Annotated in this window: 14 protein-coding genes and 4 pseudogenes; 2 read left to right on the top strand and 16 right to left on the bottom strand. The window is 39.9% G+C overall.

Annotated elements, in window-relative coordinates; genetic code table 11:
• Positions 1 to 73 precede the first annotated feature (73 nt).
• On the bottom strand, positions 74 to 481 hold the full coding sequence (locus NSQ58_RS15740) for a transglycosylase SLT domain-containing protein (protein ID WP_230486250.1): 408 nt from the start codon (positions 479 to 481) through the stop codon (positions 74 to 76).
• Positions 482 to 494: 13 nt separating this feature from the next.
• Between NSQ58_RS15740 and NSQ58_RS15735 the strand changes: the two genes are divergently transcribed.
• Complete coding sequence (locus NSQ58_RS15735; protein WP_231517198.1) at positions 495 to 647, top strand: hypothetical protein; 153 nt, start codon at positions 495 to 497, stop codon at positions 645 to 647.
• Here the strand turns inward: NSQ58_RS15735 and NSQ58_RS26795 are convergent.
• The 4 genes and pseudogenes from NSQ58_RS26795 to NSQ58_RS15715 form a co-directional block, all read right to left on the bottom strand.
• Positions 647 to 721: pseudogene (locus tag NSQ58_RS26795) on the bottom strand (carbohydrate-binding protein); the annotation flags it as partial. The gene NSQ58_RS15735 and the pseudogene NSQ58_RS26795 overlap by 1 nt on opposite strands.
• 293 nt (positions 722 to 1014) lie before the next feature.
• Positions 1015 to 2451: pseudogene (locus NSQ58_RS15725) on the bottom strand (MFS transporter).
• 105 nt (positions 2452 to 2556) lie between these two features.
• Positions 2557 to 2910: pseudogene (locus NSQ58_RS15720) on the bottom strand (isochorismatase family protein); the annotation flags it as partial.
• A 372-nt stretch (positions 2911 to 3282) separates the two neighbouring features.
• On the bottom strand, positions 3283 to 3789 hold the full coding sequence (locus NSQ58_RS15715) for a Wadjet anti-phage system protein JetD domain-containing protein (RefSeq protein WP_142657872.1): 507 nt from the start codon (positions 3787 to 3789) through the stop codon (positions 3283 to 3285).
• Between the two features lie 103 nt (positions 3790 to 3892).
• Between NSQ58_RS15715 and NSQ58_RS15710 the strand changes: the two are divergent.
• Positions 3893 to 4226, top strand: a pseudogene (locus tag NSQ58_RS15710) (transposase); the annotation flags it as partial.
• A gap of 94 nt (positions 4227 to 4320) precedes the next feature.
• Here the strand turns inward: NSQ58_RS15710 and NSQ58_RS15705 are convergent.
• The 11 genes from NSQ58_RS15705 to NSQ58_RS15655 all read right to left on the bottom strand — a co-directional run bounded on the left by NSQ58_RS15705 (position 4321) and on the right by NSQ58_RS15655 (position 13972).
• A complete protein-coding gene (locus NSQ58_RS15705) occupies positions 4321 to 4668 on the bottom strand; it encodes a hypothetical protein (protein WP_028541583.1) in 348 nt (115 codons plus the stop codon).
• Between the two features lie 262 nt (positions 4669 to 4930).
• The gene (locus tag NSQ58_RS15700) at positions 4931 to 5908 is read right to left on the bottom strand and encodes a cation diffusion facilitator family transporter (protein ID WP_023988782.1); all 978 of its coding nucleotides are present in this window, start codon (positions 5906 to 5908) and stop codon (positions 4931 to 4933) included.
• A 517-nt stretch (positions 5909 to 6425) separates the two neighbouring features.
• Positions 6426 to 6854 (bottom strand): class I SAM-dependent methyltransferase, encoded by a 429-nt coding sequence (locus tag NSQ58_RS15695; RefSeq protein ID WP_081327505.1) that lies wholly within the window; start codon positions 6852 to 6854, stop codon positions 6426 to 6428.
• Positions 6794 to 7174 carry a hypothetical protein gene (locus tag NSQ58_RS15690; protein ID WP_341057806.1) on the bottom strand — a complete coding sequence of 127 codons (381 nt, stop codon included), beginning with the start codon at positions 7172 to 7174 and terminating at the stop codon, positions 6794 to 6796. Before NSQ58_RS15690 ends, NSQ58_RS15695 begins: the two co-directional genes overlap by 61 nt.
• A 206-nt stretch (positions 7175 to 7380) precedes the next feature.
• Positions 7381 to 7629, bottom strand: coding sequence for a DUF6250 domain-containing protein (locus tag NSQ58_RS15685; RefSeq protein WP_341057715.1), 249 nt, complete (start codon positions 7627 to 7629; stop codon positions 7381 to 7383).
• A gap of 37 nt (positions 7630 to 7666) precedes the next feature.
• Positions 7667 to 8140: a PTS sugar transporter subunit IIA gene (locus NSQ58_RS15680; RefSeq protein ID WP_023988785.1), complete on the bottom strand. Its 474-nt coding sequence runs from the start codon at positions 8138 to 8140 to the stop codon at positions 7667 to 7669.
• A gap of 48 nt (positions 8141 to 8188) precedes the next feature.
• On the bottom strand, positions 8189 to 10246 hold the full coding sequence (locus NSQ58_RS15675) for a BglG family transcription antiterminator (RefSeq protein ID WP_316243729.1): 2058 nt from the start codon (positions 10244 to 10246) through the stop codon (positions 8189 to 8191).
• A gap of 161 nt (positions 10247 to 10407) precedes the next feature.
• The gene (gene hxlB, locus NSQ58_RS15670) at positions 10408 to 10971 is read right to left on the bottom strand and encodes a 6-phospho-3-hexuloisomerase (protein WP_025722481.1); all 564 of its coding nucleotides are present in this window, start codon (positions 10969 to 10971) and stop codon (positions 10408 to 10410) included.
• Between the two features lie 10 nt (positions 10972 to 10981).
• On the bottom strand, positions 10982 to 12034 hold the full coding sequence (locus NSQ58_RS15665) for a galactitol-1-phosphate 5-dehydrogenase (protein ID WP_023988788.1): 1053 nt from the start codon (positions 12032 to 12034) through the stop codon (positions 10982 to 10984).
• Entirely contained in the window at positions 12031 to 12696 is a 666-nt protein-coding gene (rpe, locus tag NSQ58_RS15660; RefSeq protein ID WP_053325504.1) for a ribulose-phosphate 3-epimerase, read from the bottom strand. The genes NSQ58_RS15665 and rpe overlap by 4 nt, the downstream gene beginning before the upstream one ends.
• 22 nt (positions 12697 to 12718) lie before the next feature.
• Complete coding sequence (locus tag NSQ58_RS15655; protein WP_023988790.1) at positions 12719 to 13972, bottom strand: PTS transporter subunit IIC; 1254 nt, start codon at positions 13970 to 13972, stop codon at positions 12719 to 12721.
• Between the last annotated feature and the right edge of the window lies 1 nt (position 13973).

Genomic DNA, 13973 nt, shown 5'->3' with positions numbered 1-13973 from the left:
TATTACTTACAAAACTGGGTGTACATGTACGGTAGGATTGTAAAACCTGCAAGGGTGGAAAATAAATAACATCTTAGTTCTTACCGCCATAGCCCTTATAAGTAGCGTAAACTGCATCTGCATATTGATTGGCCAGAATAGGACGGCCATAAGAGTCTGTAGCTCCCGGATACCAGTTATCTCCTCCGTTATAGTGTAATAAGCCATTATATATGTTGCCGAATCTAGTAATCTTTTCATTTAAAATCAGTCCGCCCAAGCATACCTGATCTTGTTCACTGCCGTGATTATAAGCACGGCCAAATTTTGAGCTGAATTGAGATAAATAAGCATTACGTGTGTTTGGTTCTACCTGCATCAATCCGTCGCCGGCTGATGGACTGCCTGGTAAGCCTGCTCCAAAGCTGCTTTCCTTTTTGATCACAGCACTCAGCAATAAAGCAAAATCTCCGCCTTTACCGAATTTATCGCCCGCATTCATTGTGTATGTCCATATGTGGCTTGGAACTTCGGAAGGCTTTGTTACTGAAGGACCTGTTGGTGGCGTTGTTGGCGGTGTTGTAGGTGGCGTAGTTCCGCTGCCGCCTTTCTTCCATAAAGCAGGAACATTGGATGGTTCCCAGCCTACAAGGGAAGTATGTGCCTGAAGACAGGTATAAGTACTTCCACTATATGTTACTGTATCATTTACCGCATATGCAGTATTTGGACGTTCATACAATATTTATACCATAACGAACATTGTTCGTAAAGAACAATGTTCGTTATGTGTTAGAACACCTACATGTTCTAACTTTAGAACTCTCATCTTTTTCGCGCCTCCAAAAGGCGGAATTTAGGAGAAGAGGATATCTTGTTGTCGTGTGAAAGTATATCGCAACGCTCCACTACCCGCCGGATATATATCGCTAGCTCCAGAAGTTTGGGCTTACCGGACGCGCTGGGGTTATGGCGGCAGCCGCAGGACCGATCGATGAGGATCGGACGGATTGACGCGGCATCAATGCGTCAAAGTCAAGAGGCCGCTGAAGAGCTTTCGTAAGCTTTTTTCTGTTGCGGACGGAACCACGAGGCAGCAAGAGCGAGTAGAGAAGTCCCTATTAGTGCGATGATGACCCAGCGGTAACCGTGAATGACGAAAGCAAAATCAACGGCAGAAATCACATTGTTCTTTCCGGAATACAGCACGTTCTTCAGGTGGGCTGGCAGCGCTGCGCCGACGATGGTTAAAGAAAGAGCCGTACTCAGCACTTGACCCAAGTTATATAGCATGGACCGCAGTCCATTCGCCACCCCGCGGCTTTGCTCCGGAACGCTTGACATGATCTCCGTCGTATTGGGGGTAAGGAATAAACCGGTCCCGACCTCGATTAACAACATGCCGCAAGCGGTGACCCCGTAAGAGAAATTTCCACCGACCACGAATAGGAGTAGTAGTAGTCCTGCTATAGAAATAAGAATTCCAAGTGAGGCCAGAACTCGAATGGCCGCCTTCTTAGTCAACATGCCAGCAATCGGAGAAATGACCAACATCCCTATCGTAATTGGAAGGATCCTTAGACCGGCATTAAGCGCGTTTTGGTGGAAGGCAAATTGGTAATAGAGAGCGAAGAGCAGAGCAACCGCCGTACGGGCAAAAGAATTAAAGAATGTAGCGATGTTCCCCATACTGAACGTCCAGCTTTCAAAAAGGCTTAAATCTAGTAGAGGTGATGCTGAACGATGCTCATGCCATAAAAATATAGTAGTAAATATGGCGAATATCGCAAAACCTCCGATCACCTGCTTGTCTCCCCAGCCCAGTTCTCCCCCCTTGGATAAAGCAATGATTAGACCCGCTAAAGCGACAAAGATCATGATGCCTCCATATCCGTCCACTTTTTTATGGAGCTGCGCTAGGGGCTTCACCCTTAGAATCCAGAGCCCCCAGATGAGAGCAATGATCCCGAAGGGAACATTAGACCAGAACACCCACCTCCAGCCTCAGGCGGTCGTGACCACGCCGCCGACGACCGGGCCAAGCACCTGCGCGACGGAAGCGGACAATAAATTCAGACCGAGACCGGTGCCCAGCTGCGATTGGGGAAACGCATCGGTAATCAGCGGTGTTGTGTTCGTCACTACGAGCGCTCCTCCGGCAGCCTGTACGATCCGAAGAAGGATTAGTACCTCTACATTAAAAGCATAACCGAGTAGTAAACTGGATACGGTAAAGATGGCCATTCCTATTAAATACATTCGGCTTCTTCCGAAAATATCCGAAATTTGTCCGAAGATTAAAATCAGGATAGTGTTTACCAGCATATAGGAAAGTAAAATCCAGCTGGAAGCTGCCGCATTCGCATGAAATTGCTGGCTTAATTCCGGCAATGCGACATTAAGCGTTCCGATATTGACCAGAACCAGGAACGCTCCGAGACTGGTTACAGATAAGACATACCAGGGGTACATCCTATCGGACTTGGGACTTCTCTTTTGGGTCATAGAGACCAACCTCCTGAAATAAAAAAACGACCCCTGGAACCTGATAAATCCAAGGGCACATCTCCTTTGGGTTCAAACTTCAGCAAAGGCAGAAATGATTTCCTGTGTTGTCCGAACACGCCCGATGCGTGGAAAAATAAAATTTTTCACGTGATCGTGCTCGGCTTGAGAAAACCCGGTCATGGCATCGATCGCCAAAATCAGCTGATACCCATTCATAAACGCTTCCCGCGCGGTCGTATCCACGCCAAGCCCGGTAGCGATGCCGCATAAGACGATGGTGTCGATTCCCCGGCGACGCAACTGCAGGTCGAGCTCCGTTCCGTAAAAAGCTCCCCATTGCTTTTTAGTAATGATGTGGTCTGTTTCGGCGACCCGCATTTCCGGGACGATTTGATCGCTTGCTGTAGCCGGGAACTGAGAATGTAGTCTGCAACTGGCTCTTCATCCCCCATTTAAATAAGCCGCCAAGATACCCAGACGTTACCTTGCTCTACACCAACCTGGTAACAACCTTGTTTCCTTGATCGGCCAGTTACGGATTTACTTGCATTTTTATGGTAAAAATAGAAGGCTCAATTTTGATTTTTGTCCCAGTCCAAGAAAACAACTAATAACAATAAATGAAAAAAGCCGCAAAAGTCGCGGCTATTGTGAAATACACTGTCAATACAAAGTATTACCACGAATCTTATAGAATTCGGCAACAACCAGTGGCTGAAATACAGTTTATAATAGTATAGCTTCTTGCTCTAAACGCTTGCCCGTACACAACATCTCTCGAATTAATCCGTGAAACTAGGAATTATCCGTGTTTTCCAGTAGCTGCTCCAATTTGACTTGATAATCTGCAGTGAAGGTTTCTGCCCAATCCAAATGCTGATGGAAAGTAGTCTTATCCATACGATAGGGTCGTAGTTGTGGAAACACTGATTTTTGCAAATGCCGGAATATTTGGAACCCTCCCCAATCGATGTCGCCCCAAAACTGAACTTCAATCTGAAGACCATTTTTATCAAATTTATCTTGGATTTGCCGAAGAAAAAATCGTTTATCCGGTCCTGGAAAACCTCCAAGATAAACAACAATGATCTTCTTCTCTAACAAATTACCAATTCTCGATAACGATTGGATATATTCATGAAATACAGTTTTATTTCCAATGATAAGAATGCGTTCAGCCCTCAAATCTATCACGCGGCCTGCTTTCATTAATTGCGAGTGAACCGTCACACCAAAGAATAGTCGCTCCGGGAGAGATTCACCCATTTGTAATTCAATTCCGTACAAGGCTTGAAGTAACAATTTAGTTTGGACATAATCTTTACTTCAACTGAGATAAATTTGTCAATACTGACTACTAGATCAAAGTTGGAGGAATAAGCACATGGTGACCTGAAGCGGATTATTGTCAAAACAAGAATTACGTCAATTCGTAAAAGAGCATAATTTTCAATCGGCAGAAGATATTCAATGGACATTAAAGGAATTATTTGCAGATGTACTTCAAGAAGCATTAGAAGCCGAACTGGATACGCATCCCGGTTATGAGAAACATGATGTAAAAACAAACAAACGAGAAACAGCCGCGACGGCTACAACAGTAAGAAAACCGTAACCTCCGAATACGGTGATGTAGAATTTGAACCTGTAGTCGTGAAGAAAAATCAAACGAATGTGACCGGCATTGAGGAGCACATATGTATGCGAAGGGTATCAGTACACGGGACATTCAGGATCATTAGAATAAGTCAATATCTCCGAAACGCTGGCTGATTAATTCTCGGTACTGTCCGTTCTCTATGCGTAATTCGTCCAAAGCATCTTTATACGTACTTATAAGCTGTGTAAATGAGTAACCTTGGCTTGCAATTCCCGGTGCTCCTGGGCTACAATCTCAGGACTTGTAATCGTTGGTTCTCCTTCAGAGGCCGAGTCTAGGATTAATTGTATTTCCTCATTCAATTTGGTGAACCATTTTTCCAAATATTCCTTATAGGAACCCGTCCACAACATTCGCGAGCTTTTCAATCTGATTCGCGGGCGTTTTGCAATCATATCGTACACATCTGATTTTGAAAGACGCGATAATCGCCCCTTTTTGACATCATTTAAAAGCTTTCTTTTTACTTGTGCACATTCCCATGCCAAGTCGCTGCTACTGAAAGAAACCGGACGAGCCAATTTACTTTACCTCCCCACTTAAAATATAACAAAGCACTTCTGCATTAGTTGGATTAGGCTTCTCTTTAGACTGTTCACGAAAGTATGCCTTTGCTTTCTTAAAGAGCAATGAATGCAGTTTTTTCGCCTCATTTGGCGGCATTTTAAATTTAGTTTCCATAAGTAGCAGAACAGCCTCATCACACTATGGAGTGGAGAGGCCGCTTGTGGGGGAATAAATTCATTTCGTCTACAGCGGTTGATGTTGACGATTCCGTGTCCATCAATGGTGATGATGAGCATGCGCATCCGTCACATCGGCTTTGACGGTACATAAAATCGAGCTATCGTGAGCATGCCGTTCGGACGACATAACTTGTAAGGTCACGTGCCAGATTTCTTTGTGTTCCAGCATGTGTTTGATTTTTTTTAGAATCACTTCGGTTTCATAGATCGATTTTTCTCCGTTAACGACAACATGAGCAGTAAGAGCGTTCATGCTGCTTGTAATGGACCAAATGTGTACATCATGGACTCCCTTAACACCATCTATCCTTCGGATCGAATTGACAATTTCGTTCATATCAACATTTTCGGGCGTCCCTTCCATCAAAACATGCAAGGACGATTTTGTGACAAAGTAACCGCTACGTAAAACAAGTCCCGCGACAACGACACTAGCAAGCGGATCTGCCCAGCCCAAGCCAAAAAACATCATCATAAGAGCTGCGGCAATGGCGCCAACTGACCCCAGCATATCACTGAGTACGTGCAAATAGGCACTGCGCATATTCAGGTTTTCCTTGGTGTCACTTCCACGCATCATAATCCACGCAACCAACAGATTTATAAGCAATCCGATGGTACTGATAATCAACATGCCAAATGTGGCTACTTCCGGAGGATTCATAAACCGCTCAATCGCCTCGTAAAAAATGTAAAGTGAAATGCCGATCAACGTAACACCGTTAAGGGCTGCAGCTAAAATTTCAAATCTCCTGTAGCCGTATGTTTTCCCTGTGTTTACAGCTTTGGAGCCAAATGTGAATGCAAGCAAAGCCACCCCTAAAGCGATGGAATCGGACAACATATGACCCGCATCGGAAAGCAGAGCCAAACTGTTGGTAATCACACCTCCAACCGCTTCGATAATCATATACACCGTAATAATGATGAATGAAATCAGGAGTACTTTTTTATTGTTGGTATGTACATGCTTATGGTTATGTCCATGGTCATGACCATGATTGTTTACGGACACCGTTATCCTCTCCTTAAACTAATTGAATGGTTTGTCATAATACCTTTCCACTGTTTCGATCGACTTTTCATTCCCTCTCTATACAGTTTGAAAGAAACGAATTGAATTTATATAAACATATGATCAACTGTTCATGTGTTTTGATTAGCCTTATTATATTTGTTCCCGATATAGGTGTCAACCCTCATTCTTGATTGAACAAAATCTAAGCCTAAGGTGGAAATTATATGGGACAAACACGCAGAAATATGCCGAACTGCATCGGAGCGGGGCAAGGTATCGCTCTCATAGGTAACCCCTTCAGATCTCGTTGGCAAGTTCTTTACCGTCACCAACCGAGGTAAAGAACTTTCAACGAAAATGACTGACTGAAGGTAAGAATATAAATAATCACTTTACAAATGAAAACTTTTATATCGCAAATAAAAGAAAAAATTATTCGCGAAGTACCAAAGATTGTGCAACCAAGCCTATACAAATAGAGTGGTTACAGTAAGTCAATTTACACTTAGCCTGATTATTTTCTGATTTTGCTGATGAAAAACGGATATTCAAGGAACACTTCGTATACAGTTTTTTGCACAATATGATACTTAGTATTACTTATGTATTCCTCTAACATTTCAACGGGTGTATATTTTAAACTTGCCATAAACATCAAATATCCCCCATGCTTGATTAAACTAAAACACGAATCTAAGCATTTTTTGAAGTCCCCTGTTTCATTAATAGCGGACCCAATTAGGGTTACAATATCAAAGGCTTCTTGAGGCAAATCGGAATCGAATATGCTCCTGCATAAAACTTTTGATGGATTCGGATGCTGCTCCCTCTGTTGTCTATACTCAAATATCTCGCAAATACTTTCGTCAATATCAATGCTGGTTAAACCACCTCTTCCCTTAAGCCAATATCCAAGGTAATCGTCCCAATCTCCAGTTCCGATACCAACATTACATACTTGGATTTCATCAAAAATATCGAATGTCTTCTTACGTAATCTCTTGTCACCAACTGTGTGTGAAGGCACTGTGGAGAAGAGTTCCATTCCCCCGCATTCGGACCTTTGAGTTCCAGATAATATTGCAGTAATTTCTCATCTTCCTTATTCATTGATAATGCCCCCATCATTAAGTTATGTTTGGTTTGTTCAATTCCATTAAATACAAACAAAAATTGCTCTTCCAACTTTATGCCTTTCTCACTTGATATTTTGCTTACAATGCATTCTTCACCCCATATATAGAAGGTATCGTCTTCAATCATAACCGTTTCTGCAAATTTCCTGCTTAAGCTTGGATTTTATAAGGTAGTTTTGATTGGAAACTTTGTGTCGATGTACATTGAACCAAACAGGATTAAGTATTCTGTCTCTGAAAATGGATCAAATAATTAAAAAAAGTTTGTGTCGCTGTGCGGCGACACAAACTAAATCCATAGAGATACAAATATCATTATTTAACTTTTCTTAATCATTCATCTTTATGTTTTAGTTTCACTTTAACATCATTAAAAAAAGCCGTTGTATTCCATACATTGAGACCAAAGTTTCCTTCTTTATAAGTTTGATCTTTTGTGTCTATAACTAATTTATTGTTCAAATAAACCTTAGTGATATTGCCTTGCGCTTCTACTTTGAGATGATAATCTGTATTTGGCTGTAAATCCAGTTTTCCATCATTGTTATATGTCGCAATTTCATATCCGGTCCCATCAACCAATTTAATTAATTTTACAACATTATTTTATGTGTCTCTATTAAAGCAACTTCAAGAGTATTTCCTCGATCTCGGCAGGATTAGTTGCATTTTGAAAACGTTTAACGAATTTTTCTTCTTGAAACAAACTTGTTAAGTTCTTTAAAAATGAGATGTGCATCTTAGGATTTTTTACTACAAGTACCATCACAATTTCTGCGTTGACAGTTACATCAGATCCCCCCATATCCTCGAACTCTATGCTATTATCTAAAACTGCAACGGCAATAGCAGTTTCGTTAACGAATTCTTTATTTGTATGTGGAATTGCTATACCAATTGTCCCCATGTTGATTCCGGTCGGATATTCGATTTCACGTTGAAGCAAAGATTCTGTATATCCTTTTTTGGCATAATTTTTCTCTTCTATCTTTTTTCCAAAGCTTTTGATAAGCTCTTCCCTCGAATCGTAACGTGCGTGCAGTTGAATTAAATCCTGATCAAACACGAGTCCATTTATCGTTTTTGCGCTCATAATAATTACTCCCTTTTATAAAAATCGGAAAACATAGATATCTTTTTATTAATCCGTACCATATTTTTTGATGATACTATGGATATCCATTGCACTTTGGGCTTGAATGATAGCTTCACAATCATCTTTACTTTCAACAAGTTTCATTAACTGAACCAATGCCCTTAAGTGCTGTTGTTTATCGACAGCGGCTATGATAATAACGATGTTTATCGGCCTATTTCTTGCAAATTCAACGCCTTGCTCTAAACGGAGCAAGCTCATAGCTACTTCGTTTACCCCACTTTCGGGACTATCATGAGGAATTGCCACATTTGGGCTAATAATGATATACGGATCTTCCACATCGTAATGTTGGATCATAGCTTCTACATAAGAAGGTTGGATACTCCCTTGAAGCAGCAGCGGTAGCGCCCCTAATCGTATAGCCTCTTCCCAAGATGATACTGAAGGAAGCAATGTAATATTCTCCGGCGTTATCAGGTCATGCAAATTTGTCTTTTGTAATTCGGGTTGTGATTTGAAAGACAACGAGTGATGGCTTGTAAAGTAGTGTTGTAATTCCTTTGCAAGAAGTTGCCTGTTCTGAACGGTTGCATATTTCTCAACGATCTCCAGAATATTTTTCAAACTTAATTCAGATGGAGTGAATCCATGCAATAATTCCATCACTTGTTTTCGTAGAGAGATCTTTTCTTCCTTTTGTAATATTGGCTTGACTATAAATAGTCGTTTGTTCGTTTGCAGATATACGGAAGAAAAAACAATGTCATATTCCAAATCATACATCTTGAATTCTCTCACAGATAAGGAATCCAAAAAAATGAATTCAGGAAATAAATCATTCAAAGTAATTAGTAAAAGCTTAGAAACGGATACTCCGTTAGCGCAGACCACTACTGCTTTTGTTTTACTCAGAATGCTGTCTCCTTGCTTTGTTAACCAACCGCCTATCAGCATCGTTAAATAAGTGCATTCACTATCTGGAATATCACAGCCAATGTAATCAGCTAAAGGTTTTGCTGACTTTTTTACAAGGTGGTGCAGTTCTATGAATTCACTATTAATTGTTTCTTGTAGTGGATTAGTAATAGTAAGTTTGTATTTAATGCGATAATATGCAGGTTTTATATGCAGCATGATCATATGCAACAACTGCTTTTTGTCTTGTAAGAGGATGCAGGACATTTTCTCGAATCGCTCCAGCATCTTTTTCAATGCCTGATTTAAATCTGATACAATGTCTTCCCCAAGGAGCTCAGATGAGGAAACATTCGTCGTAAGAATTTGCAGTGTGATGAATAATCTTTCCTCGGTCGGGATATGCACCAAATCCGATAGTAGTTCTTGAACCGCTTGGTACTCCTTGGTATCCGATAATTCTTCATAGCTAATATGAGAGGAATTTATTGTTTTCCCAAGTTTGATTCTTCGCAGCAAGATCAGTAGGATATGCGGCAAAGTTTTCATCTTATCATCTGTAAATTTCAAGCTCAGATGGCTTTCAATCTTTTCAAGACGTTCATGAATCTGTTGCACTTCTTTTTCAGTGATCTCTGCTAACTGTTGAACCCATTTTTCCCCATTGTACATGTGATGAATTTTGTTAACGACATCAATCAATAACTTTCTTTTTTGAAATTCAACACCCTCAATTGAGTAACCAGATAACCGGGAATAACGGATACTAAGATCATAAGGTTCGACTAATTCTTGTGCTGCTTTTAGATCATTTAGTATGGTATTCTTGCTTACGTAAATGGAACTGGTAAAATGAAATAAAGATAATTCTTCACTACGACTCAGTAGGATCAGAATAATAAGTTCTACTCGCTCTGCTTCAGAAAAAATATATTTTTTTGTCGAAGGCTTGTTTACTTCATTAGGCACAGCAGAGAAGAGAGTAGCATCAACAATAAAAACACCCTGTTTATTCCGTTCAATTTTTGGTAGGCGTTGGCCCTCTAACCAGTCATTGATTTTTTCAAGGCTGTAACTGATTTGCCTGCGGCTTAAACCATACTTATGTTCCAAGTTCTTACTCTTCACACTTGGATTTGATAACAATTCTTGCAGCAAGCTGCTGCTTCTATCATCAAGCTGCATGGCTCTCTCTCCTCCTTCCTTGTTAATAATAATATTGACAGCTCCAGAGGATTATATAAGAGGCTTCAAGTTTAGGTCGTATTCAAATTACTCAATTTAATCTTTGCTCTTGGAGGCGCTCTGTGAAGAATCGAAATTTTGTTCTGCCTCAAATCAAACGTTTATTCCAAATTAGCATGTCTTAATTTCATGTCATCATAGGTTTCATTAAAATTAGCTACCCATTCCAAAACAATCGCATCATACAAGAGAAGACTTAATTGCTCAAATGCCGATCCCATTGGTTGAATAGAAGATTCCATTAAATCAGTATCCGTTTCTTTATTGTCAACATTAATTAAAAGCATGTAATCAGCTAGTTTCCCCAAAGTCGACTGCGAATTCGTTGTATTAAGAATTACCTTTGCTCCTGATTGCTTTGCTTTTTTTGCATTTACTATTAGACCAGCGGTTTCTCCTGAACCAGAACCAATAAATAAAATATCCTCTGCTTGAATGCTTGGAGTAGTAATATCACCAACAATATAAACCGTTTTACCTAAGTGCAACAGTCGATTAGCGAAAGCACGGATCGCTAAACCTGATCTCCCTGAACCAGCAAGAAAAATCCGCTTTGTATTATACAAGACTTGTAGAATTTGTTCACTTTCACCAACATTCATTAAGGAAATACTTCTTTCTAATTCTTTCATAATGACTTCCATTTGTTTAATTAATTTGTCCATAAGTTCACCTTCAGCTTTCTGGATACATGATTACCTTGCCGATAAGTTCTTTTCTTTCCATTAATCGTTCAAACATTTCTGAACCTTCTTCAAGCGGTATACGATGTGTAATCATTTTTTTAGTATTTAATCTGTTATTGTGCATAAAGTGAACAGTCGTTGCCCATTCCTTACCTGGGAATGGTGCGGATACACAACTCCATGATCCCCACACGGTTAACTCACTTCTTAGGATTTTTTCAAAATAAAATCTTTCCATCGCAACGTCTGCATAAGGGATACCTAGGAACACAACTCCGCCGCCTTTTTTGGCGTAACCAAACACAGTTGCTGCTGTATGGGGCGTTCCAGCTGCTTCAACTACAATATCTGCATTCATGCCATCCGTATATTCAGCGACCTTTGTCAGAACATCTTCATTCAGAGAATTTATCGTATAATCGGCGCCTAATTCCTTCGCAATTTGAAGTTTTTCATCATCAATATCAACCGCAATTACTTTTTTCGCGCCAAATATTTTTGCCCATTGAACAGCAAACAACCCAATGGTTCCCCCTGCTCCAACAATGACCACATCGTCGCCCACCGATAGATTGGTTCGATAATACCCATGTAAAACTACAGTAGAAGGTTCTACCATAGAAGCTGATTCGAAATCCAAATCATCAGGTACTTTAACTAAATTCTTCTCTGGGAGTTTAATGTATTCGGCGAATCCACCAGGTTCCTTAGCACCTATTGCATGCAATGAATTCGCTCTAGCTGGTTGACCTGCTCGATAATAATAATCATCTTCTTCAATTAGTGCTGGACATCCAGCAACATGGTCTCCAACTTTTAGATCTGTTACTTGATCGCCAACTTGTTCTACAACACCTGCAAATTCATGTCCCCATACCTGACCAGGTGTGACTGCACCCAATTTTTTATATCGAGAGATATCAGATCCACAAATGCCACATGCTTTTATTTTTACAATGACATCTTTTCCATCCAGTATTTGAGGTTTTTCCGCTCCTCCAAAACGTATGTCTCTGGCACCATACAGTTTTAATGATTTCATTTTCTCTCATCCTTTCTCTCTCCATGTTCTAGACTTTTCAAATTCTTCACATGTGCTTTGTTATTCGAAAATAAATATGATCCGATGACAACCAAAGATGCTCCAGCTTCGATACATTGACTAGCTATACTCTCATCGACTCCACCATCAACTTCGATCTGAATATCTCGTTGACCTATCATTACTTTCAGTTCTCTTATTCTATCAATCGTTTCTTCCATAAAAACTTGATTAGGTCTTCCTGGATTGATCGACATAACTAGAACATAGTCAATGATGTTTAGAAAAGGTTTCAATAAAAAGGTGTCCGTCCCAGGATTAATGACGATCCCTGCTTTCCTTCCATGTTGCTTAATCTGATCAATGACAAAACGAATATGAGGAGTTGATTCATAGTGAACTGATATCATTTCTGCTCCAGTGTCCAACACACTCGCTATATGCTGCTCTGGGGCTGATACCATCATGTGAACATCTAATTTCATATTCACTTGTTTTTTTATATTTTTAATTTGTTCTGGACCAAATGCGATATGAGGGACGAAATTTCCGTCCATCATATCTACATGAAGTACTTGAAATCCTTCTTCATATAAAACATCGCATTCACTTTTTAAGTTCATTAAATCTGCAGCAAATATTGAAGGTAAAATCAGATTCATTATTTTTCCTCTTCTCTAGTCTTTATTTAACTAAAGTGCTTACCCAATAAATTAATAAGTTCCATATCTCAGAAAAAGTAACATCTGTCCCTAAACCTTTTAACTCGACACCTGCGCTGTTAAGCATCTGTGTTGCACCTGGTGCAACAAATCCTGCCAAATAAAATGTGATAATACAAAATACTACTGTCGACACAATAGAACGGAATAGATTTCCTTTACTTGTTAACGTACACATTACAGAAATATAGGTAACAGACATTAACAGTCCTATTGGAAAGAACTGAACTCCAGGTAAAATGAGTGCCAATAACATAACAATTGGAATAGAAACGACTGTAGTTGTAATAGTAGTCGGATCGCCTAAGCCTAGCGCAATATCCATCCCCACATTTAGATTGGAGTTATTCCCCATGCGTTTAATCATAAAGTCTTTTGCCGATTTCCCAATTGGAGATAGCCCGTCCATCATCACTCCAACAACTTTAGGCATTAATACCATAACTCCAGCTATCCCTGTGGCCATAGTCACAATCTCTGTAACAGGTCTTTTAGTAATTGCCCCTAAAACTAATCCAACAATAAATCCAATAATAACTGGGTCCCCGAGAACGCCTATTTTTTTATTAATTTTACTCAGAGAAAACTCCAATTTATTTAAACCAGGAATGAAATCAATGATTCTATTTACCAGCCAGGCAATCGGATAACCCCAAGCTGAATAAATAATAGTTGTGCAGGTTGTACCTTCTAAACCAAAGTATTCTTGCCATTTTGAAGCAATTAAATCACCAACGAATAGAGCAATAACAGACATCACCAATGTTACTACCAACCCTAACCAGAAACTGTCAAAAAGAAAGTAAGCCAAAGCTCCTGGAATTAGAAAATGCATGTAATTCCATATATCCACATTTAACGTTTTTGTCCATCTAAGTCGAACTAATACTAGATTAATAATTAAACCAAGAGGAATTGCTAATGCTGCAAAAGGAGGCACCCAAGATGCCGCCCCTACAGCTGGCCATCCAATATCTGCAATTGTAAATCCAGAACCGATTTTTGCATAATAATCAACTGCCGGTTTTAGGGAGGAATTGAGCAAGCCAACAACTAATGTTAAACCTAAGAAGCCTACCCCAACTAAAAGGCCTGATTTGATAGCGTTTCCAATTTTCATTCGAAAAACTAGACCTAATACGGTGATTATTATTGGTAAAATAGCTGTTGCTCCCATATCAGTAATAGATTTAATAATATTATGCACAGTATCCATT

The organism is Paenibacillus sp. FSL M7-0134, assembly GCF_038007865.1.
Lineage (GTDB): Bacteria > Bacillota > Bacilli > Paenibacillales > Paenibacillaceae > Paenibacillus > Paenibacillus polymyxa_B.
This window is presented reverse-complemented; position numbering and strand designations above follow the sequence as displayed.

Coding starts and splice junctions, on each gene's coding strand:
- NSQ58_RS15690 (WP_341057806.1), bottom strand. CDS start 7,174: ATGATTGAAGACGATACCTTCTATATATGGGGTGAAGAATGCATTGTA.
- NSQ58_RS15735 (WP_231517198.1), top strand. CDS start 495: ATGTGGCTTGGAACTTCGGAAGGCTTTGTTACTGAAGGACCTGTTGGT.
- NSQ58_RS15675 (WP_316243729.1), bottom strand. CDS start 10,246: ATGCAGCTTGATGATAGAAGCAGCAGCTTGCTGCAAGAATTGTTATCA.
- NSQ58_RS15655 (WP_023988790.1), bottom strand. CDS start 13,972: ATGGATACTGTGCATAATATTATTAAATCTATTACTGATATGGGAGCA.
- NSQ58_RS15665 (WP_023988788.1), bottom strand. CDS start 12,034: ATGAAATCATTAAAACTGTATGGTGCCAGAGACATACGTTTTGGAGGA.
- rpe (WP_053325504.1), bottom strand. CDS start 12,696: ATGAATCTGATTTTACCTTCAATATTTGCTGCAGATTTAATGAACTTA.
- NSQ58_RS15680 (WP_023988785.1), bottom strand. CDS start 8,140: ATGAGCGCAAAAACGATAAATGGACTCGTGTTTGATCAGGATTTAATT.
- hxlB (WP_025722481.1), bottom strand. CDS start 10,971: ATGGACAAATTAATTAAACAAATGGAAGTCATTATGAAAGAATTAGAA.
- NSQ58_RS15740 (WP_230486250.1), bottom strand. CDS start 481: ATGAATGCGGGCGATAAATTCGGTAAAGGCGGAGATTTTGCTTTATTG.